This is a genomic window from Actinomycetospora sp. CA-053990 (assembly GCF_050948445.1).
GTDB lineage: Bacteria > Actinomycetota > Actinomycetes > Mycobacteriales > Pseudonocardiaceae > Actinomycetospora > Actinomycetospora callitridis.
In genome coordinates this window covers 486,870-507,200 of record NZ_CP192043.1, presented here as the reverse complement: position 1 = coordinate 507,200, position 20,331 = coordinate 486,870, and the positions used below count along the sequence as shown (strand labels likewise).

The window sequence follows — 20,331 nt, the reverse complement described above, 5'->3', positions numbered from 1 at the left end:
CGGCGATCAGCCCGCGTGCCGCAGCGTCACCGTCGTCCCCGAGGGACCGGGCGTCACGGTGTAGGTCTCGGCCAGCTCCTCGATGAGGGCGAGGCCGCGCCCGCGGTAGCCGGTGCCCACCGCCGGGGCGCGCCAGGTGCCGGTGTCCGAGATCGTGATGATCACCGCGTACGGGGCGTCCGACTCGCGGCAGGCCGCGAGCGTCATCGTGCCCGCCTCGTCGCGGTCGGCGTAGGCGTGCTCGGCGGCGTTCTCGAGCGCCTCACTGACGGCGAGGGTCAGGTTGTCGACGGCGTCGTCGTCGCCCTCGGCGAGCGCCGCGGTCAGCCAACGGCGCAGGGCGCGGCGCAACCGACCGACGTGCGCGGCCGTGGCGGGCACCTCGAGGTGCAACGTGTCGGACCCGGCGTCGACCTCGACCACGCGCGCTCCCACCTCCGCGACCCGCATCCCGATCTCGCCCGACCGTAGGCTGTTCCCGCTGCACGCAGACTCCAATCCGGCGACCCGACCGGTCGCCGCCGAGCCCCGACCACTCCCGGAAGGCCCGCATGAGCACGACGTTCCGCTCGGCGATCGAGTCCCACGACGTCGAGGCCGCCATCGCGCTGCTCACCGACGACGTCGAGTTCCACAGCCCCGTCGTCCACTCGCCCTACCGGGGACGCGACGCCGTGGCGCCGATCCTGCGGGCGGTCGTCGAGGTCTTCGAGGACTTCCACTACGTCGCCGAGATCGGCGAGGGCGCCGACGAGCACGTGCTGGTCTTCCGCGCGCACGTCGGCGACCGCGAGCTCGAGGGCATCGACCTGCTCCACCACGACGACAGCGGGGCGATCGACCGGCTGACGGTGATGATCCGCCCGCTGTCCGCGCTGCAGGCGGTGGCGACGGCGATGCGCGAGAAGCTGACCTAGGTGGACCCCGCCTACGACGCCGAGCCGTGGTCCGACTTCGCCGCGGGCATGGCCGGGGCCGCGGCCGCGCTCGCCGGCCTGCTGTTCGTCGCCGTGTCGATCAACATCCAGACGATCCTGGCCGGCCACGGCATCGCCCGCCGCGCCGCCCAGGCGCTGATCCTGCTCGCGCTGCCGGTGTTCGTCTCGCTCGTCCTGCTGGTCCCCGGGCAGTCCGACGTCGCCCTCGGGATCGAGCTGCTCGCGATCTCCGCCGTGGTCGTCCCCGCGTTCGGCGTCCTGGCGAAGCCGGGCACGCGCGCCCCCGAGCAGCCGCGGGTCTCATGGCTCGGGACGAACGTCGTGCCGTCGGCGATCGTCGCCCTCGCGCCCGCGGTCGCCGCGATCGGCCTGTTCACCGGGTCGCTCGGCGGGCTCTACTGGCTGCCCGTCGCGGTGGCGCTCGCCCTGGCCGCGGGCCTGGTCAACGCGTGGGTGCTGCTCGTCGAGATCCTGCGGTAGGGCGCTAGGCGCGGTCCGGGACACCCCGCGCGGCGGGGCGGGCGGCAAGGGCACCGACGACCGCGACGACGGCGAACGTCGCGAAGAGCCAGCGGGCCGAGGCGAGCGGGTCGGTGCCCCCGAGGGCGAGGCTCGCGCCGCCCAGCGCGGTGCCGACGGAGGTGGCGAGCATCTGCACGGTCGTCACCGCGGCGGAGGCCTTGTCGGCCTCGCTCTCGTCGGGGCCGCCCCGGCGGCGGTGTCGAGATCGGGGTCGTCGTCGGCACCCCCGATCGCGGCGGCGGCGAGGTGCGGCCAGGCCGTCCCGATGCCGATCCCGCCCGCGGCGAGCCCGGCGGCCCAGAGCACCGGCCCCCAGGTCCCGACGGCGAGCGGGCCGTCGAGCACGAGCAGGGTGACCGCGACGACGACGGTGCCGGCCGCGAGGAGCGCCGGGCCGAGGAGCACCCGGCCCCGGGGTCGCCGTCCGGACGCGCTGACGATCTCGCCGGCCACCCACCCGGCACCGAGGGCGACGCCGAGGAACCCGGCGGCCACCGGCGCGAGGCCGGCGACGCGCTGCCCGACGAGCGGTACGAACGCCTCGAGTGCGGCGACCCCGACGAGCACGGCACTCATCCCGTAGATCCAGGGCAGCGCCGAGCCCGGGCGGAACGTGGCGCGCGGCAGGACGGCGGCGGTGGTGCGCCGCTCGTGGCGCAGGAACAGCACGATGAGCACCACGGCGGCGGCGAGCCCGGCGCCCGCCACGCGCACGTCCGCGGCCAGGCCCGCGACGCTGAGCACCGCCGCGGCGGCGCCGACGTAGAGCACCGAGCCGAGCGGGAACGGGCCCGGCGCGATCCGGGCGCGGGTGCGACGCAGGGCCGAGGGCACGATCGCGGCGATCGCCAGGGCGGCGACGACGAGCACGCCGAACGCCCACCGCCACCGCCCCGCGCCGGCGAGGACGCCGCCGAGCCCGGGGCCGACCACCAGGGCGACGCCCCACATCGTGGCGATCACCGCGCTGCCCCGCGTCCAGAGCGTGCGCGGCAGCGAGACGCGGATGAGGGCGTAGCCCATGCCGGCGAGCAGCCCGCCGCCGACGCCCTGCAGGAGCCGGCCCACGAGGAACACGACCATCGATCCGGCGAGCGCCCCGACCAGCGCGCCCGCGGCGAACACCCCGAGCGCGACGAGGTAGGCGCGTGCGGCCGGGACGGTCGCGAGGACCCTGCTGACCAGCGCCGACGTCACGACGGCGGCGAGGAGGAACACGGTGGTGGGCCAGGCGTAGAAGGCCTCGCCGCCGATCTCGGCGACCGCGGACGGCATCAGGCTCGCGGTGATGTAGGTGTCCACCGCGAACATCAGGGTGCCGCCCGAGAGCACCGCCATCGCCCCGCGGTGCTCCCGGGCCACCAGCTGGGCCCAGGACCCCGCGCCGGTCACCGGGCTCAGGCCGCCCGGTCCGTCGGGACGTCGATGACGACGCCCGTCCCGAGCGCCCTCGTCTCGCGGGCCTCGACGACGCGGTCCGGGCGGTAGCGGGCGACCTTCTCGGCCTTGCGCGGCGGCCCGTCGTTGGCGATGAGCACCGCCACCCAGGGCAGCGGCACCGACAGGACGACGATCACGGCGGCGGCGATGCTCCAGCCGAAGCCGAGGGCCAGCACGCCGGCCAGGACGAGGCAGGGGATGCGCAGGGACATGATGAGCGAGTAGCGACGTCTGCGGGCGGCGAACTCCGCCGCGGGCGAGACGGCCGCGCCGGTGATGAGAACAGGGCTGGCGCTGACTGGGCTGTGGTGACGTCGCACGACGCACTCCCTCTCCGGACCCCGATGTCCGGTGACGTCCGGCTGTCGATCTCGGTGCGATCTCGGGCCGGCATCAGGATCAACACCGCCACGGGCCGCACGCATCCGCCCGTGCGGCCCGGCCGACGGTGGGTCCGGTCACCCGTGGTGGTGATTCCGCCGAAGTTGGTCGGACACGAGGTATGGCCTACTTCAGGTAACTGTTACCTTCCGTTGCAGATCACCACCGGAGGGAGTCGACATGGGTGTCGTGCGGCGGTCGGGACGTGGGACGGCGCAGCATGCCGACTACGGGTTCTTCGGACCGGAGTCGGTCACGTGGAAGGTGTGGTCCTACCCGACGTCCCTGGCGCTCGGCTTCCTGCGCGCCGTGGTGGTCGAGGAGCTCGACCCGTTCCTGCTCGCGTCGGTCGCGCAGTCCGGGCAGGTCCAGGCCCGCCCCCGCCTGCGCTACGACCGCACGATGCAGTACTTCGCGACGGTGAAGTTCGGCGACACCGCCTCCGTCCTCGCGGCCGCGGACACCCTCATGAAGATTCACGCGCGGGCGATCGGCACCGACCCGGTCACCGGGCGCCCGTTCGACGCCAACGACCCCGACTCGCAGCTGTGGATCCACCTCACCGCGTGGCACTCGATCCTCTACACCTACGAGGTGTTCGGGCCCGGGAAGCTCCCCGCGCACGAGGAGGAGCAGTACTGGGAGGAGTGCGCCCGGGCGGCGGAGTTCCAGACCATCGACCCCGCCGACGTGCCGCGCACCCGCGAGGGCATCCGCGCCTACTTCGAGGCCTACCGGCCGCGGCTGATCGCCTCCGAGGTCGCCCAGGGCATGATGGACTTCCTGCTCGACGCCGACGCGATCGTGCTGCCGCCCGAGCTGCCGGCGCCGCTGCGGCGGCTGTTCACCGCGGCGACCCGGCGCGCCGTGATCGCCACGCTGCCCCGCTGGATGCGCCGCCTCGGCGGGACGCCGCAGCCTGCCGTCGTCGACGCGCTGGCGGTCGCGGTGACCCGCCCGGTCATCCGCCTGCTCGCGGCCAGCACCACCCTGCAGCTCGCGCTGCTGAAGGTCGCGTCGCCGCGGACGGTGCCGGTGCTGGAGCCGGTGCTGCGCGGGACCCCGCGGTCGCCCCGATCGTGACGAGCCCGGCCGAGGCCTACGCCGCCCACGGGCCGACACCGCGCGAGCAGTACGCCGCGCTGCTCGCCGCCCGCGCCCGGAAGGAGGGCCCGGCGCCGTACCCGCCGGCCCACCGCGAGCCGGTGCTGGACTTCGCCTGAGGGCTCGTCATCCCTCCGCCGCCAGCACCGCCTCGGCGAGGGCGGCGATCCGCGCGCGGACGCCGGGCTCGACGGCGAGGTGGGGACGCGGGTCAGGCCGTTGATCAGTGCGAGCGCGGCGTGGACGAGCACCCGGGCCTCGGGCGCCGGGAGCCCGGGCCGCGCGGCGGTCAGCAGCGCGACCCACTCGGCGACGTAGTCGCGCTGCGAGCGACGCAGCTCGTCGCGGCTCGGGGCGGGCAGGTGGATGACCTGCGAGACGAGGACGCTGACGATCTCGGGGTTGTCGGCGACGAAGGCCGTGTAGTCGGCGGCCAGCCGCGCCACGGCGTCCGGGGCGTCCGCCGCCCGCCCCAGCGCGTGGTGCAGGCCCAGCCACAGCGCCTCGTTCCCGCGGTGCAGGGTGCGGAGCAGGAGATCGGGCTTCGTCGTGAAGTGCCGGTAGACGCTCGGCCCGGCGATGCCGGCCGCGGCGCCGATGTCCCCCAGGCCGACCGCCGGGTAGCCGCGCTCACCGAACAGCCGCGTCGCCGCGGCCAGCAAGGCCTCGCGGCGGGAGGCCGGCGCGAGCACGCCCGGTCGCGCCGGGTCGGCCGACGGGCCGGCCGACGGTGGCAGGGGCGCCGTGAGGACGGCCCGGGCCGCGCCCGCCAGCAGGGGGCGGAAGCGCGCATCGTCGAGCTCGTAGCGGTGGTGCGACGGGCTGTCCACGACCGCCAGCGCGGCCCACGCCCGCAGGTCGGCCGCCGCCGGGTCGGGCTCGGCGCAGCGTGCGGCGACGACGCCCGCCACGGCCCGCAGGCGGTGACGGATCGCGCGGCGCGCCTCGTCGGGCAGGTGCCCGGACTCCCGCTCCCAGAGCAGGCCGAACTCGCGGCGTTCCAGGGTCAGGGCGGCGAGGCCGTCGAGGAGATCGCCGCCGTGGTCACCGTCGGGAGACTCCCCGACCAGGCGCTCGATACGGGCCAGGTGCTCGTCGAGGACGGCGAGCAGCAGCTCCTCCTTGCCGCGGACGTGGCGGTACAGCGCGCTCGGCGCGATCCCCACCGCCGTCGCGACGTCCGCCATCCCGACCTGGTGGTAGCCCAGCGACCAGAACCGGGCCGCCGCCGCGGCGAGGATCTGCCGGCGACGGTCCCGGGGCCGCCGGCGCACCGGCACGGACGGGGACGTCACCGCTCGTCCCCGGGCGCCCGCGGGGCGAAGCGCGGGCGGCGGCGCTCGAGGAACGCGGTGACGCCCTCCACGCAGTCCGGACCCCGGATCAGCTCGACGATCGTCCGGCTCTCCGCCTCGGACGCGGCCCCGGCGTCGGCGGGCGCGGCACGCAGCAGCGTCTTGGTGGCCGCGACCGCCGTCGGCGACGTGCGGGCGGCGATCGTCCCCGCCCACTCCTGCGCCCACGGGAGCAGGTCGTCGCGGGTCACGGTCGCGGCGAGGAAGCCCGCGGACTCGGCCTCGCGGGCCCCGACGAGGCGCCCGGAGAGCAGCCAGTCCGCCGCCCGGCCGGCGCCCACGACGCGCGGCAGGTGGTGGGTCGAGGCACCCTCCGGGCAGACGCCGAGCCGCGTGAACGGGAACCCGATGCGGGTCTCGGGCGTCGCGACGCGCACGTCGGCCCCGAGCGCGACGGTCGCGCCCCCGCCCACCGCGTCGCCGCCCAGCGCCGCGATCACGGGGACCCCGAGCCGGACCATCGCCGCCGTCACGCGGCCCGCCGGCTCGCGGTAGCCGGGCCGGTCGGCGCCGTCGGCGTCGAGGAGGTCCCGGAGCGCCTCCGGCCCACCGGTGAGGTCCGCGCCGACGCTGAACGAGTCACCGGCGCCGGTGAGGACCACCGCCCGCACCCGCGCGTCGGCGTGGCAGGCGGCGAGCGCCTCGAGGAGGGCGTCCGCGAACCCCGAGGTCAGCGCGTTGCGGGGCGGCCGGTCGAGGACCACCGTCGCGACGCCGCCGTCGAGCGCGACGCGCACGACGCCGTCCGCCGCCCCGTCACGGGATGTGAACAGCCATTCCGCCTGCGTGACGGGGGCCGGAAGCCCCGGGTCCTGTCGATCGGATCGTGGTGGGCCGATTCCGCCGCCTTCGAGCGAAGACACCGCGGGCCTCCCTGGACGAATCGGACGCTTCCCCGGTCCGAGGTGACGTGCTTCACTGTCGGTCGAGCTAATCACGATTCACATATCGCGGGCAACCGACGCGGGAGGACCCGGCCATGGAGATCACCCAGGCGCTGCACCGCGCCGCCCAGCAGACCCCCGACCTGCCCGCGACCATCGCGGGCGAGCGTGTCCGCACCTGGGCGGAGTGCCTCGACCGCGTCGCCCGCCTCGCCGGCGCGCTGCACGCGCTCGGGGTGGGCCCGGGCGACCGCGTCGCGATGCTCTCGCTGAACTCCGACCGCTATCACGAGTACCTGCTCGCGGTGCCGTGGGCGGGCGGCGTCGTCACGCCGGTGAACATCCGCTGGAGCCCTGCCGAGATCGCGTTCTCGCTGGAGGACGCGGGCGCGACGATCCTGCTCGTCGACGACACGTTCGTCCCCGCCGTGCCCGCGGTCCTGGCGGCCGCGCCGGTCGTCCGCACCGTCGTCCACTGCGGCGACGGCGACGTCCCCGAGGGGATGGTGTCCTTCGAGGCGCTCGTCGCCGGGCACGAGCCGGTGCCGGACGCACGCCGCGGCGGCGCCGAGCCCTACGGCGTCTACTACACCGGCGGCACCACGGGCACGCCCAAGGGCGTCGTGCTCAGCCACGCGAACCTGCTCGCCTCGGCGCTGGGCACCGCGGCCTCCGGCTCGTTCATGACCCCGGGCGGGCGCCTCCTGCACGCCGCGCCGATGTTCCACCTCGCCGACGGCGCCGCGTGGGTGGCGCGCAACGTCGTGGGCGGCACCCACGTGATCGTCCCGATGTTCACGCCGGCCGGGGTCGCCGAGGCGATGGCCCGCCACGAGGTCACCGACGTCCTCCTCGTCCCCACGATGATCCAGATGCTGGTCGACGCCCCGGAGGCCGCCGAGGCCGACCTGACCCACCTGCGGAACCTCATCTACGGCGCGTCGCCGATCTCCGAGGCCGTCCTCGAGCGCGCCGCGAAACGCCTGCCCGCCGCCGAGTTCACGCAGGCCTACGGGATGACCGAGCTCTCGCCGGTGGCGACGCTGCTCTCCCCCGCCGACCACGCCGTCGACCGGCTGCGGCGCTCGGCCGGGCGGGCCGCCCCGCACAGCGAGGTGCGGATCGTCGACGAGGAGGACCGCGAGGTCCCGCGCGGCACGGTCGGCGAGATCGTCTGCCGCGGCCCGCACGTCATGCTCGGCTACTGGAACCGTCCCGAGGAGACCGCGACGGCGCTGCGCGGCGGCTGGATGCACACCGGCGACGGCGGGCGGATGGACGACGAGGGCTACGTCTACGTCGTCGACCGCATCAAGGACATGATCGTCTCCGGCGGCGAGAACGTGTACTCGGTCGAGGTCGAGAACGCGCTGGCCAAGCACCCCGACGTGGCCTCCTGCGCGGTGATCGGCGTGCCCGACGACGAGTGGGGCGAGCGCGTCCACGCCGTGGTCGTGCCGGCCGCGGGTGCCGCGCCCTCCGCCGACGCGCTCCGGGAGCACGTCAAGGGCCTGATCGCGGGCTACAAGGCACCCCGCACCGTCGAGCTCCGCGACGCCCTGCCGATCTCCGGCGCCGGGAAGATCCTCAAGCGCGAGCTGCGCGCCGAGCACTGGCAGGCGGCCGACCGCGGGGTCTCCTGACGCACCTCCCCCTCGAGCCCCGGAGACCCCGCGGGCCGGACCGGCCTCAGAGCGCGGCGTACAGGGCGCCCTCGAAGTCCTGGTAGAGCTTCCAGGCCTCGTGCTCGGTGATGAAGGGCAGCGAGTTGGTGTAGATCGACGCGCACACCCCGCTCGTGCGGTCGATGAAGAAGTGGGTGTTCAGCAGGCCCGCCCAGGCGCCGGTCCAGGCGCGCCGGGCGCCGGGGATGTCGCGGGTGTTGAGCAGCAGCCCGTAGCCCCAGGTCCAGCCCTCGCCGAGCTTGAGGGTGTCGGTGATGGCCGGGTCCGCCGTGGCGATCTCGGTGGGCATCGGCACGCCGTCGAGCTGGTCGCTGAACGCCGCGTCCACCGTCTCCGGGCGCAGGATGCGGACGCCGTCGAGCTCCCCACCGCGCAACAGCGCCCGCTCGAAGCGGATGTAGTCGCGCGGGGTGGAGTGCATGCCGTGCCCGCCCGCCCACCACTGCGGGTCGTCGGGCAGGAGGTTGCCGGCCGAGGCCCAGGTGCCGTCCTCGCCCTTGACGTGCACCGGGGTCTTGTTCGCCTGACGGGCGTCGTCGAGGGCGAACATCGTGTCGTCCATCCCGAGCGGGCCGGTGACGCCCTCCTTGATGACGACGTCGAGGGTCGTCCCGGCGACGGCCTCGACGACGCGGCCGAGCCAGTCGGTGTTGATCCCGTACTCGAATCGCGTGCCGGGGTCGGCGACCAGGGGCGCCCGGAAGGCGGCCATGTCGCCGGGCACCACGTTGGGGAGGCCGGTGACCTGCTCGTACTTGACGATGTCGGCGTTCCAGAACCAGTACGACAGCCCCGAGGTGTGCGTCAGCAGGTGCCGGACCGTGGCCCGGGAGCGGGGCGCGCGGAGCCGGGGGGTGTCGCCGTCGAAGCCGTCGAGGACCTGCAGGTCGTCGAACTCCTTGACGTACTCCGCGACCGGGGCCGCCAGGTCCAGCTCGCCGCGCTCGACCTGCTGCAGCGCCACGGTCGTGGCGACCATCTTGGTCATCGACATGATCCGGAACTGCGTCGTGGTCGACACCGGCACCGGCCCGCCCTCGCCGAGGTGCACCCCGGCCGCGCCCTCGTAGAACACGCCGTCGGCGTCGGCGGCGATCGCCGCGACGTGGGGCACCGCCCCGTCGTCGACCGCTTTCTGCAGCACCGCGTCGATGCCGGAGCCGTCGATCGTCGTGGACATGGGACCTCCGTGGAGCAGGTGACCGGACGATCCGGTCTAGCACAGTGTGGTGCGGGACACAGCTACCCGAGGCGTCGCGGACCGGGCGTCGAAACCCCTCGACGCCGGGGACCGCGTGCTCGACGCTCACGCTCGTGTCGGATCGTCTGCTCGCCTTCCTCGTCGCCGCGGTGGTCTTCATCGCGATCCCCGGGCCCAGCGTCGTGTTCGCGATCGGGCGGGCCCTCGTGGCCGGCCGGCGTCGCGCCGTCTGCTCGGTGGTGGGCAACTCCGCCGGGGTCGCCGTGCAGGTGGTCGCGGTCGCCGTCGGTCTCGGCGCGGTGCTCGAGCGCTCCGCGGTGGCGTTCACCGTCGTCAAGCTCGCCGGGGCCGCCTACCTGATCGCGCTCGGCCTGCTGGCCATCCGGCACCGCCACCGGACCACCGGGGCGCTGACCGGCCCGGAACCCGCGGCCCTGCCCACGTGGTGGCGGTGCCTCGTCGACGGTGTGGTCGTCGGCGTGCTGAACCCCAAGAGCGCGCTCTTCTTCGTCGCGTTCCTGCCGCAGTTCGCGGACCCGGCGGGGGCGATCGGCACCCAGATCCTCCTGCTCGGCCTGGTCGTCGTGGGGATCGGCCTGGTGCTCGACAGCGTCTGGGCGCTCTCCGCCGGCACGGCCCGCGCCTGGTTCGCGCGCTCGCCGCGGCGTCTCGCCGTCCTCGGTACCGCCGGCGGCGTGTCGATGGTCGGCCTCGGCGTCGGTCTCGCGACGACGTCCCGCGCGACGGGCTAGCCCTCCCCGGCGGTGATCCCGGTGAGCACGAGGTCGATCCCGGCGAGGAACTGCTCGCGGTCGTCGTGCTCGCGCATCTGGTCGGCGATGGTCCGGGTGAACGCGTAGTCGTCGGGGTCGAGCTCCTCCCAGGTCGTCGCCACGGCGTCCAGGAACTCCTCGCGGTCCGTGTCGGGCGCGGGGGTCCGGCCGTTGGCGGCGTTCTGCGCCGCGGCGCCGAGGATGTACTGCACCAGCACCGACGTCACCGTGAACCAGCGGCGCTGTGGCACGCCCAGCGCGCGCACCCGCCGGCCGACGCTCTCGAGGATCCTCGGCGCCGTCGCCTGCCACGAGCTGGCGGAGAGCTGCGCCGCCACCCAGGGGTGCTCGTCGATCGCGTCGAAGAGGCCGAGCGCGACGGCACGGACCTGGTCCTGCGCGGAGGACCCGGCGGGCTCGACCGCGAGCGCCGCGGCGACCACGGCGTCGGTGGCCGCGGCGAGCAGCTCGTCCTTGTTCGCCACGTGCCAGTAGATCGCCCCGGGCCCGGTGGCGAGGCGTTCGGTCAGCGCCTTGAACGTCAGCCCGGCCTCGCCTGCCGCGTCGAGGATCGCGACGGAGGCCTCGACGATCCGCTCGCGGGAGAGCGCTTCCGCCCTGCGTGCCCGTGTCGCCACCCCCACATCTTGACATCTCTGGAACGACGTTCCAATACTTGCCCTGGAACGATATTCCAGAGCCGCGAGGAGACGTCATGGCGACCCACGTCACGATCATCGGTGCCGGACTCGGCGGGCTCGTCCTCGCCCGCGTCCTGCACGTCCACGGATTCCCGGTCACGGTCTACGAGGCGGAACCCTCGGCGACCTCGCGCCACCAGGGCGGGATGCTCGACATCCACGAGGAGAACGGCCAGCCGGCCCTCGCGGCGGCCGGGCTGAGCGAGCCGTTCCGCCGGCTCGTCCTCGAGGGCCGCGAGGCGATGCGCATCCTCGACCAGGACGGCACCGTGCTGTTCGACCAGCCGGACGCCGGCGGCGGGCGCCCCGAGGTGCAGCGCGGCGAGCTGCGCCGGCTCCTGATCGACTCGCTGCCCGAGGGCACCGTCCGGTGGGGGCACAAGGTCGCGGGCGTCCGTGCGCTCGGCGGGGGACGCCACGAGGTGACCTTCGCCGACGGCTCCACCGTCGCGACGAGCCTGCTCGTCGGCGTCGACGGCGCGTGGTCACGGGTCCGGCCGCTGCTCTCCGACGCCACGCCCGTCTACTCCGGGGTCTCGTTCGTCGAGACCTACCTCGAGGACGGCGACACCCGGCATCCCGCGGCCGCGGCGGCGGTCGGCGGCGGGTCGCTGATGGCCCTCGCCGCCGGGCGGGGCATCTCGGCGCACCGGGAGAGCGGCGGCACGCTGCACACCTACGTGGCGCTGGCCCGGTCGCCGGAGTGGTTCGCCGACGTCGACTTCGGCGACGCCCCGGCCGCCACCGCACGGATCGCCCGGGAGTTCGAGGGCTGGGCACCCGAGCTCACCGCTCTGATCACCGACGGCGACACGGACCCGGTCCTGCGACCGCTCCACACCCTGCCGGTCGGGCACCGGTGGGACCGCGTGCCCGGCGTGACCCTGGTCGGCGACGCCGCCCACCTCGCGCCCCCGAACGGCGAGGGCGCCAACCTCGCCATGCAGGACGGCGCCGAGCTCGCCCGGATCCTCGCCGCGCACGCGGGAGACGTCGAGGCCGCGCTCGCCGAGTACGAGCAGGCGCTCTTCCCCCGCGCCGCCGCGGCCGCCACCGACGGCGCCGAGCTCCACGAGATGATGTTCGGCGACGACGCACCCCACGGCCTGGTCGCCGCGTTCACGGGCTGAGTCGTCGGGCGTTCAGGCCGTCGGCCGGTGCTGGTAGCGGCCGGTCGGCGCGCCCTCCACCCGCCCGTCGGCCCAGATGCGCTCGCCGCGCAGGAACGTGGCGTCGACGGTCGCGCCGATCTCCAGGCCCCGGAACGGCGAGTACTCCTGCGTCGACTCCGAGCCCGCCGGGTCGACGGTCCACGACGTGTCGGGGTCGACGAGCACGACGTCGGCGTCGAAGCCCGGCGCGAGATCGCCCTTGCTGCCCAGCCCGAAGCGCCGCGCGGGGTTCCACGACGTCAGCGCGGCCACGGCCGACAGGGGTAGCCCGCGCTTGAGGCCCTCGCCGACCAGCCCGGCCAGCAGGTACTCGGTGCCGCCGAAGCCCGACTTGGCCGCGAAGACGTCCGCGGGGTCGTCGCCGAACTTCGTCGCCTCCTTGCAGCACGCGTGGTCCGAGACGACCCACGAGACGTCGCCGGCGAGCACGTGGCGCCAGAGGGCCTCGACGTCCTCGCGCGGGCGCAGCGGCGGGTTGACCTTGCCGCCGATCCCGTCGGCGGTGGCGACGTCGGCGAGCAGGTGGCCGATCGTCACCTCCCGGCGGAAGTCGACGTGCGGGAACGTGCCCGCCATCAGCAGGGCCGCCTCGAGCGCCTTGGCCGACGACAGGTGCAGCAGGTTGATCGTCGGCAGGCCGGTCTCGTGCGCGAGGTACGACGCGATCGTGACGGCGAGGCCCTCGGAGTGCGGCGGCCGGGACGCGCTGTAGGCCTCGAGCCCGGTGAGGCGCCCCTCCTGCTCCACCATGCGCGTGTACGCGGTCATGATCTCCGCGGTCTCGCAGTGCAGCGAGAGCGAGATGCGGTCGGCGATGTCGGGACGCTGCTCGCGCACGCGCTGGATGCCGCGCATGACGAACTCGAAGTGCGCGATGTCGTAGCGCTCGCCCTCGGGGATCATGAGGAAGTCGTTCTGGTCGTTCGAGCGCCCGTGCAGGCCGTGGCTGCCGTAGAACATGAAGATCTTGAACGACGTCACCCCGTGGTCGTCGACCAGCGAGGGGATCTCGTCGATGTGCGAGGCCTGCATCGGCGCCAGGTGGAACGCGTAGTCGACGTAGGAGCGGCCCTCCGACGCGGCGAGGACCTCGGGGAACAGGTCGGCGTAGGCGCCGCCCTTGTTCAGGTAGTACTGCCCGGAGCGCATGTAGGTCAGTGAGGTGGTCACGCCGCCCTGCGCGCAGGCGCGGCTCTCGGTCTCGGTGTCCTCGGACAGCGGGTTGTAGATGCCCCAGTGCTGGTGGGCGTCGACCACCCCGGGGAAGGCCAGCCGGCCGCGGCCCTCCTCGACCCGCGCGGCGTCGGTGCCGAGGTCCGGCGCCACCGCGGTGATGCGGCCGCCGTCGACGGCGATGTCGGCGTGCGTCACGTCCTCGACGCCGGGGCGGACGACGCGGACGTCGCGGATGATCAGGTCGTGGCTCACGGGTGGACCTCCTGGAGGGCGGGCGCGGGGCGGACCCCGGCGAGGTGGTCGGCGGCGAGGACGGCGAGGCCGAGGGCGGGCAGCAGCCCGTTGCCGGCGAGGTAGCCGGCGGCGCCGTGGCCGGACATCCCGACCGCGGCCCCGCCGGAGGCGTAGACACCCGCGACGGGGCGGCCGGCGGCGTCGAGCAGCCGCGCGTGCTCGTCGACGTGCAGGCCGCCCTGGGTGTGGAACAACGCGGGCACGATCTCGACCGCGGCGAGCGGCGGCGTCAGCGGCGCCTCGACCGCGGTGCGCCCGACGCGGTCGGCCGCCTGCTCGCCGCGCGCCACCGCGGCGGCGTCGGCGAGCTCGGCGGCCAGCACCCCGGGCGCGACGCCGAGGCGCGCGGCCAGCTCCTCGGCGTCGTCGGCCCAGCGCAGCGCGCCGGACCCCGCCACGTCGCGGTAGTCGCCGAAGGCCTGGGACAGGGCGTCGATGCGCTGGTCGAGCACCACCCAGCCGCGGGCGCCGGGGCGGGCGGCCAGCAGGGCGGCGAACTCCGAGTAGCCGACGGTCTCGTCGGCGAAGCGCCGGCCGTCGGCGTCCACGACGACGCCGCCGTGCATCACCGTCGTCCACGTCACCAGCGTGCGCGCGGCCGCCGAGAGCGCCGCGTGTCCCTGGTAGGCGTCGAGGAAGCCGTCGGCGCCGCCGACCGACCGGCCGAGGCGCAGTCCGTCGCCGCGGGCGAACTCGCTGCCGTGGTAGGTCGCGTCGGCGATCTCCCCGACGTGCTGCGCGACGAGCCCGGGGTCGGCGCCGTAGCCGTTGGTGGCCAGCAGCACCGCCCGCGCGCTGACGTCCTCGCGCCCGCCGTGCGGGTCCTCGACGGTGACGCGCACGCCGGCGTCGCCGACCTCCAGCCCGACCGCGCGGGCGGGGCACAGGAGATCGATCCGGTCGGACGCGGTGACGGCGTCGAGCAGCCCGCGCAGCAGCGACGACCCGTGCCGGCCGGGCACCGAGTGCACCCGGCGGGCCGAGTGGCCGGGGTAGTCCATGTCGACGGGGAGCTCGATCGGCAGGCCGACCCCGTCGGCGAGCCACTCGACCAGCTCGGCGCTCACGGCGGTCAGCGCGCGGGCCACCGTCGGGTCGGCCTCGCCGGCGGTCTTCGCCTCGACGTCGGCGAGGAAGCGCGCGGGCGAGTCGTCGATCCCCGCGGCACGTTGGAAGCGGGTGCCGGCGCCCGGGACCATCGCCGTCGACATCGCGGTGTTGTTGCCCCGCCGGAAGTGCTCGTCGGCCTCGACCACGACGACGTCGAGGCCGTGCTCCGCCGCACGCAGCGCGCCGGCGAGCCCGCCGCCCGCGCCGACGACCACGAGGTCGGTGTCGACCACCGGCGCTCACCCCGTTCCGTCCAGAGAAACAGCCTCGCGAAGCCCTCGTGTCGCATGACAGCAGTTCAGCGCGGGGACGGCAAGAGCAGCACGTCCGGCTTGACATCCGGCGCGGACGGCGGCGACGCTACGTTCCGTCCAACGGTACGGAGGATGGCGACATGGCCGAGCCCGGTGGCGGGACGGAGTCGACCTCGCGCGTGGCGGACGTGCTGCTGCTGTTCGTCGAGGGGCCGTCGACGCTCGGGGTCACGCGGATCGCGCGGGAGCTCGGGCTGAGCAAGGCGGTGGTGCACCGCATCCTGCAGTCGCTGGCCGGCCGCGACATGGTCGTCCTCGACCCGGTGAGCCGCGAGTACCGGCTGGGCCCGTCCGTCGCCGCGCTCGGGGCCCGCGCGCTGCGCGAGTCGGACCTGCGCTCGGCAGCGCTGCCGCTGCTGCGCCGGCTGCGGGACGAGACCCGCGAGACGGCCACCCTGAGCACGCCGGTGCCGCACGGCCGCGTCTACCTCGACCAGGTCGTGGGCCTGCACGAGATCAAGATGACCGTCGAGCTGGGCCGCCGGTTCCCGCTGCACGCGGGCAGCTCCGGCAAGTGCATGCTCGCCCACCTCGACGCCGAGCACCGCGACGAGGTGCTCGCCGCGGGGCTCGAGTCGCTCACGCCGCACACCCCGGTCGACCCGGTGGCCCTGCGCTCCGAGCTCGACGGCATCGCCGCCCGCGGCTGGGCCGTCTCGGCCGGCGAGCGCCAGGCCGACGCCGGCTCGGTGGCCGCGCCCGTCTTCGATGTCGGCGGCGACGTCCTCGGGGCCATCTCGGTGTGCGGCCCGCGCTACCGGATGACCGACGCCGTCGCCACCGAGCTCGGCCCGCGGGTCGTGGCCGTCGCCGGCCAGATCTCCCGGCGCCTCGGCGGCGACCCGGGCCGCACCCCGGTCAGCGCAGGAAGGACGGACGCCGGATGACTGCCCCTTCGACAGGCGCTCTCCAGGGACTCAAGGTCCTCGACGTCGCCACCCTGTTCGCCGGGCCGCTCGCCGCCACGATGCTGGGCGACCACGGCGCCGACGTGATCAAGATCGAGCACCCGCGCGGCGACCCGTCGCGCACCCACGGCGCGCAGCGTGACGGCGTCGGCCTCTGGTGGAAGATGCTCGGCCGCAACAAGCAGGCGATCACGCTGAACCTCTCGTCCCCGGAGGGGCAGGAGGTCTTCCGCACCCTGGCCGCCGACGCCGACGTGGTGATCGAGAACTTCCGGCCCGGGACGCTCGAGCGCTGGGGCATCGGCCCGGAGGTGCTGCACGAGGCGAACCCCGGGCTCGTGCTCGCGCGGGTCACCGGCTTCGGCCAGTTCGGGCCGTACTCCTCGCGCCCGGGCTTCGGGACGCTCGCGGAGGCCATGAGCGGCTTCGCCGCCATCACCGGCGAGCCCGACGGCCCGCCGACGCTCCCGCCCTTCGGCCTGGCCGACGGCGTCGCCGCGCTGACCACGGCGTTCGGGATCATGACCGCGCTGCGGGCCCGCGAGCAGACCGGCCGCGGCCAGGTGCTCGACATGGCGATCATCGAGCCGCTGCTCACGGTGCTCGGGCCCCAGCTCATCGCCTACGACCAGCTCGGCGAGCTGCAGCCCCGGCACGGCAACCGCTCGTCCAACAACGCCCCGCGCAACACCTACGAGTGCGCCGACGGCCGCTGGGTCGCGGTGTCCACCAGCGCGCAGTCGATCGCGGAACGGGTGATGCGGCTGGTGGGACGGCCCGAGCTGATCGACGAGCCCTGGTTCGCCACCGGCGCCCAGCGCGCGCAGCACGCCGACGAGCTCGACGACGCCGTCGGCGCCTGGATCGCCGAGCGCGACCGCGACGAGGTCGTCGCCGCGTTCGAGAAGGCCGAGGCCGCCGTCGCCCCGATCTACACCGCCGCCGACGTCCTCGCCGACCCGCAGTACGCCGCGCTCGGCAGCGTCGTCACCGTCGACGACGACGAGCTCGGACCGATCCGGTTCCAGAACGTGCCGTTCCGGCTCTCCGAGACCCCGGGCCGCGTCCGGACCGCCGGCCCGCGCCTCGGCGAGCACACCGCGGAGGTGCTCGCCCGCCACGGGATCGACGCCGACCGGCTCGCCGAGCTGCGGGCGGCGGGGGCGCTGTGACGGGGCCGGGACGCGCGCGGAGCTGGCTCTACGTCCCCGCGCACCGCCCCGAGCTGCTGGACAAGGCCCTCTCCGGTCCCGCCGACGCCGTGGTGCTCGACCTCGAGGACGCCGTGCCCGCCGAGGCGAAGGAGTCCGCGCGCGCCGCCGCGGTGCGCGCCGCGACCGTGCCGCGCACCAAGCCCCTGTGGGTGCGCGTCAATGCCGTCGGCACCCCGTGGTCGGCTGACGACCTCGCCGCCCTGGCCGGCACCGACCTCGACGGCGTACGCGTGCCCAAGGCCGGCGACCCGGAGACGATCGCGGGGCTCGCGCATCGCCTGGGCCTGCCGCTGCACCTGCTCCTCGAGACCGCCCTCGGCGTCGAGCAGGCCTACGCGCTGGCCACGGCGCACCCGTCGGTGCTCGCCGTCTCCCTGGGCGAGGCCGACCTCGCCGCGGACCTCGGTGTCCGGCGCCCGGACGCGCTGGCGTGGGCGCGCCAGCGCGTCGTCGTCGCGTGCCGGGCCGCCGGGATCGCCGCGCCGATCACCAGCGTCTGGACCGACCTCGCCGACCCGGACGGGCTCGAGCACGACAGCCGCGAGGCCCGCGACCAGGGCTTCTTCGGCCGCTCGGTGATCCACCCCAAGCAGGTCGAGCCCGTGCACCGGGCGTTCACGCCGAGCGCCGACGAGGTCACCGACGCCCGGGCGCTGCTCGGCTCGCTCACCGACGCCACCGGCCGCGGGGAGAGCGCGTGGGTCGACGCGCGGGGCCGCTTCGTCGACCCCGCCGTCGTCGCCGGGGCCCACCGCGTGCTCCAGCAGGCCGACACCCTCCCCGACACCCTCACTGAGGAGGACCGATGACGACCGCCACGGGCACCCGTGCCCTGATCGACGCCGTCACCGCGGGCACCCGCACCGTCGAGCTGGGGCAGCCGCTGTTCACCGGCATGCCGTGCTCGCCGAACCACCCCGGGTTCCGGATGACGCTCATCCGGCGCCACGGCGACATGGTCCGCCCCGACGGCGGCTCCGCGTCCAACGAGATCGTCGTGACCGGCGGGCACGTCGGCACCCACGTCGACGCGCTCTCCCACGTCAGCCAGGACGGTTGCCTGCACGGCGGCATCGACGCCGAGGCCGCGCAGAAGGGCGGGCGGCACACCGAGCACGGTGCCGAGCACATCCCGGCGATGATCACCCGCGGCGTGCTGCTCGACGTCCCCGGCGTGCGCGGGGTCGACGCGCTCGGCCCCGGTGAGGGCGTCACCGCCGACGACCTGGCCGCGGCCGCCGACCGCGCCGGTGCGGAGCCCGGTCCGGGCGACGTCGCGCTGGTGCGCACCGGGTGGGCGCGCCGGTTCGACGACGCCGCCTCCTATCTCGGGCACGACACCGGCGTCCCCGGCGTGACCGAGGACGGCGCCCGATGGCTCGCCGAGCGCCGGGTGGTGGCCGCCGGCGCCGACACCACCGCGTTCGAGCAGATCCCGGCGGGCGACGGGCACCGCGTGCTGCCCGTGCACCGGATCCTGCTCGTCGAGCACGGCATCCACATCGTCGAGCACCTCGCGCTCGAGGAGGCCGCGGCGCAGGGGCTCACCGAGTTCCTCTTCGTGCTGGCCCCGCTGCGCATCGTCGGCGGCACCGGGTCGCCGGTGCGTCCGGTGGCGGTGGTCGCGGCATGAGCACGGATCTCACCCCCGCCCAGGAGTTCGCCTCCTTCGCCGCCCGCACCGCCGCGCACGGCGCCCCCGACGCGCTGCGCGACGACCTCGTCGCCCGCACCGCCGACCTGCTCGGCAACTGCCTCGCCGCCCGCGACGCCGAGCCGGCGCGGGTCGTCGCGGCCGTCGTCGCCGAGTGGGGCGGGACGCCGGCGGCGACCTCGCTGGCCGACGGCCGCCGCCTGCCCGCGCCGTCGGCGGCGCTGGTCAACGGCACGCTGGCCCACAGCCTCGACTTCGACGACACCCACCTGCCGTCGGTGCTGCACCCCTCGGCGGCGGTCCTGCCCGCGGCGCTCGCCGCCGCCGAGGCCGTCGGAGCGTCCGGCACCGCGTACCTCGACGCCGCCGCCGTGGGGGTCGAGCTGACCTGCCGGCTCGGGATGGCGGGCTACGACGAGGAGCTGGGCAACTCGGTCTTCTTCGAGCACGGCCAGCACGCCACCGCGATCTGCGGCGCCGTCGGGGCGGCGGTGGCCGTCGGGATGCTGCGCGGGCTCGACGCCGACGGGCTGACCTCGGCGATCGGCATCGCCGCGAGCACCGGCGCCGGCATCATCGAGGCCAACCGCACCGGCGGCACCGTGAAGCGGGTGCACTGCGGCTGGGCCGCCCACGCGGGCGTCGCCGCCGCCGACCTCGCACGGCACGGCCTCACCGGCCCGCCGACCGTGCTCGAGGGCCGGTTCGGGTTCCTGCGGGCCTTCTGCGGCGAGCGCACGCACGTCGAGCGGGTCACCGACGACCTCGGCGAGCACTGGGAGACCCTGCGCGTGTTCACCAAGCCCTACCCCTGCAACCACTTCACCCACGCCGGCATCGACGCGGCGCTGCGGATGCGGTCCGACGGCATCACCGCCGAGCGGGTCGTCGAGCTGACGCTCGGCGCGCCCGCCCCCGTCCTGCGCACGATCGCCGAGCCGGCCGAGGAGAAGGCCGCGCCGCGGTCCGGGTACCACGCGGCCTTCAGCGGGCCCTACACCGTGGCCGCCGCGCTGCTCGGCGGCGGCGGGCTCGGCCTCTCGCACGACGACTTCACCGACACCGCCGCGGCCGACCCGGCCCGGCTCGCACTCGCCGGCCGCGTGCGCTGCGTGGCCGACGAGGAATCGACCGCGATCTTCCCGCACCAGTTCCCCGCCGTGCTCACCGCGCGCCTCGACTCCGGCGAGTCGGTGACCGAGCGGATCGTCGCCAACCGGGGCGGGCCGGACCGGCCGCTGGGCGACGACGAGGTTGCCGAGAAGTTCCGGACCAACGCCGTGCGCTCGGTGCCCGAGGAGGACGTCCCCGCCGTCGTCGACGCCGTGCGGGAACTGCGCGGCGGCCGTCGCGTCACCGATCTCATGGACCGGACGGGCGCACTCCTCTGATCCTTGTTCCCGCCAGAGGAACAGTCGGCGAAACGGTCCTCTCGACCATGCGCTGGCCTCTTGACCAGCAACATCGGCCTTGGGAACCTCGATGAACGAGCAAGCACGAGATCG

Annotated in this window: 20 protein-coding genes and 1 pseudogene; 11 read left to right on the top strand and 10 right to left on the bottom strand. The window is 75.2% G+C overall.

Annotated elements, in window-relative coordinates; all coding sequences use genetic code 11:
* Positions 1-6: 6 nt before the first annotated feature.
* On the bottom strand, positions 7-423 hold the full coding sequence (locus tag ACQPYN_RS02540; protein ID WP_433033011.1) for an ATP-binding protein: 417 nt from the start codon (positions 421-423) through the stop codon (positions 7-9).
* Positions 424-551: 128 nt separating this feature from the next.
* Here ACQPYN_RS02540 and ACQPYN_RS02535 point away from each other — a divergent pair, with 128 nt between their 5' ends.
* Together ACQPYN_RS02535 and ACQPYN_RS02530 are read left to right on the top strand one after the other, a co-directional pair.
* Positions 552-917, top strand: a complete 366-nt coding sequence (locus ACQPYN_RS02535; RefSeq protein ID WP_433033008.1) for a nuclear transport factor 2 family protein — start codon at positions 552-554, stop codon at positions 915-917.
* A complete protein-coding gene (locus ACQPYN_RS02530) occupies positions 918-1,418 on the top strand; it encodes a hypothetical protein (RefSeq protein ID WP_433033005.1) in 501 nt (166 codons plus the stop codon).
* A gap of 4 nt (positions 1,419-1,422) precedes the next feature.
* On the opposite strand, the gene ACQPYN_RS02525 is transcribed toward ACQPYN_RS02530, so the two are convergent.
* The 3 genes from ACQPYN_RS02525 to ACQPYN_RS02515 are packed head-to-tail and all read right to left on the bottom strand — an operon-like array spanning position 1,423 to position 3,220.
* Positions 1,423-1,605: a hypothetical protein gene (locus ACQPYN_RS02525; protein ID WP_433033002.1), complete on the bottom strand. Its 183-nt coding sequence runs from the start codon at positions 1,603-1,605 to the stop codon at positions 1,423-1,425.
* Positions 1,602-2,852: an MFS transporter gene (locus ACQPYN_RS02520; RefSeq protein WP_433032999.1), complete on the bottom strand. Its 1,251-nt coding sequence runs from the start codon at positions 2,850-2,852 to the stop codon at positions 1,602-1,604. Before ACQPYN_RS02520 ends, ACQPYN_RS02525 begins: the two co-directional genes overlap by 4 nt.
* Before the next feature lie 5 nt (positions 2,853-2,857).
* Entirely contained in the window at positions 2,858-3,220 is a 363-nt protein-coding gene (locus tag ACQPYN_RS02515) for a DUF3099 domain-containing protein (protein WP_433032996.1), read from the bottom strand.
* A 241-nt stretch (positions 3,221-3,461) separates the two neighbouring features.
* Here ACQPYN_RS02515 and ACQPYN_RS02510 point away from each other — a divergent pair, with 241 nt between their 5' ends.
* Positions 3,462-4,364, top strand: a complete 903-nt coding sequence (locus tag ACQPYN_RS02510) for an oxygenase MpaB family protein (protein ID WP_433032993.1) — start codon at positions 3,462-3,464, stop codon at positions 4,362-4,364.
* Positions 4,365-4,921: 557 nt separating this feature from the next.
* Here the strand turns inward: ACQPYN_RS02510 and ACQPYN_RS02505 are convergent.
* Both ACQPYN_RS02505 and ACQPYN_RS02500 read right to left on the bottom strand, forming a co-directional pair.
* Positions 4,922-5,659, bottom strand: a pseudogene (locus ACQPYN_RS02505) (TetR/AcrR family transcriptional regulator); the annotation flags it as partial.
* A gap of 17 nt (positions 5,660-5,676) precedes the next feature.
* Complete coding sequence (locus ACQPYN_RS02500; RefSeq protein ID WP_433032990.1) at positions 5,677-6,477, bottom strand: enoyl-CoA hydratase/isomerase family protein; 801 nt, start codon at positions 6,475-6,477, stop codon at positions 5,677-5,679.
* Positions 6,478-6,719: 242 nt separating this feature from the next.
* Between ACQPYN_RS02500 and ACQPYN_RS02495 the strand changes: the two genes are divergently transcribed.
* Positions 6,720-8,267: a long-chain-fatty-acid--CoA ligase gene (locus ACQPYN_RS02495; protein WP_433032987.1), complete on the top strand. Its 1,548-nt coding sequence runs from the start codon at positions 6,720-6,722 to the stop codon at positions 8,265-8,267.
* Positions 8,268-8,313: 46 nt separating this feature from the next.
* Here ACQPYN_RS02495 and ACQPYN_RS02490 read toward each other — a convergent pair whose 3' ends face one another.
* Positions 8,314-9,489, bottom strand: a complete 1,176-nt coding sequence (locus tag ACQPYN_RS02490; RefSeq protein WP_433032984.1) for a serine hydrolase domain-containing protein — start codon at positions 9,487-9,489, stop codon at positions 8,314-8,316.
* 134 nt (positions 9,490-9,623) lie between these two features.
* Here ACQPYN_RS02490 and ACQPYN_RS02485 point away from each other — a divergent pair, with 134 nt between their 5' ends.
* Positions 9,624-10,262: a LysE family translocator gene (locus ACQPYN_RS02485; protein WP_433032980.1), complete on the top strand. Its 639-nt coding sequence runs from the start codon at positions 9,624-9,626 to the stop codon at positions 10,260-10,262.
* Here ACQPYN_RS02485 and ACQPYN_RS02480 read toward each other — a convergent pair.
* Positions 10,259-10,921: a TetR/AcrR family transcriptional regulator gene (locus ACQPYN_RS02480; protein WP_433032977.1), complete on the bottom strand. Its 663-nt coding sequence runs from the start codon at positions 10,919-10,921 to the stop codon at positions 10,259-10,261. The two genes, ACQPYN_RS02485 and ACQPYN_RS02480, sit on opposite strands and share 4 nt — an antisense overlap.
* Positions 10,922-10,998: 77 nt before the next feature.
* Here ACQPYN_RS02480 and ACQPYN_RS02475 point away from each other — a divergent pair, with 77 nt between their 5' ends.
* On the top strand, positions 10,999-12,114 hold the full coding sequence (locus ACQPYN_RS02475) for an FAD-dependent oxidoreductase (protein ID WP_433032974.1): 1,116 nt from the start codon (positions 10,999-11,001) through the stop codon (positions 12,112-12,114).
* Positions 12,115-12,126: 12 nt separating this feature from the next.
* On the opposite strand, the gene ACQPYN_RS02470 is transcribed toward ACQPYN_RS02475, so the two are convergent.
* Positions 12,127-13,584, bottom strand: a complete 1,458-nt coding sequence (locus tag ACQPYN_RS02470) for a dihydroorotase (RefSeq protein WP_433032971.1) — start codon at positions 13,582-13,584, stop codon at positions 12,127-12,129.
* Positions 13,581-14,969, bottom strand: a complete 1,389-nt coding sequence (locus tag ACQPYN_RS02465; RefSeq protein WP_433032968.1) for an FAD-dependent oxidoreductase — start codon at positions 14,967-14,969, stop codon at positions 13,581-13,583. Before ACQPYN_RS02465 ends, ACQPYN_RS02470 begins: the two co-directional genes overlap by 4 nt.
* 161 nt (positions 14,970-15,130) lie before the next feature.
* On the opposite strand from ACQPYN_RS02465, the gene ACQPYN_RS02460 reads away from it, so the two are divergent.
* Genes ACQPYN_RS02460 through ACQPYN_RS02440 form a run of 5 tightly spaced genes read left to right on the top strand, consistent with a single transcriptional unit; the run spans position 15,131 to position 20,217 of the window.
* Positions 15,131-15,937, top strand: a complete 807-nt coding sequence (locus ACQPYN_RS02460; RefSeq protein WP_433032965.1) for an IclR family transcriptional regulator — start codon at positions 15,131-15,133, stop codon at positions 15,935-15,937.
* Complete coding sequence (locus ACQPYN_RS02455; protein WP_433032962.1) at positions 15,934-17,130, top strand: CaiB/BaiF CoA transferase family protein; 1,197 nt, start codon at positions 15,934-15,936, stop codon at positions 17,128-17,130. Before ACQPYN_RS02460 ends, ACQPYN_RS02455 begins: the two co-directional genes overlap by 4 nt.
* On the top strand, positions 17,127-17,981 hold the full coding sequence (locus ACQPYN_RS02450; protein WP_433032959.1) for an HpcH/HpaI aldolase/citrate lyase family protein: 855 nt from the start codon (positions 17,127-17,129) through the stop codon (positions 17,979-17,981). Before ACQPYN_RS02455 ends, ACQPYN_RS02450 begins: the two co-directional genes overlap by 4 nt.
* A complete protein-coding gene (locus tag ACQPYN_RS02445; RefSeq protein WP_433032956.1) occupies positions 17,978-18,805 on the top strand; it encodes a cyclase family protein in 828 nt (275 codons plus the stop codon). The genes ACQPYN_RS02450 and ACQPYN_RS02445 overlap by 4 nt, the downstream gene beginning before the upstream one ends.
* Positions 18,802-20,217: an MmgE/PrpD family protein gene (locus ACQPYN_RS02440; RefSeq protein WP_433032953.1), complete on the top strand. Its 1,416-nt coding sequence runs from the start codon at positions 18,802-18,804 to the stop codon at positions 20,215-20,217. Before ACQPYN_RS02445 ends, ACQPYN_RS02440 begins: the two co-directional genes overlap by 4 nt.
* Positions 20,218-20,331 lie beyond the last annotated feature (114 nt).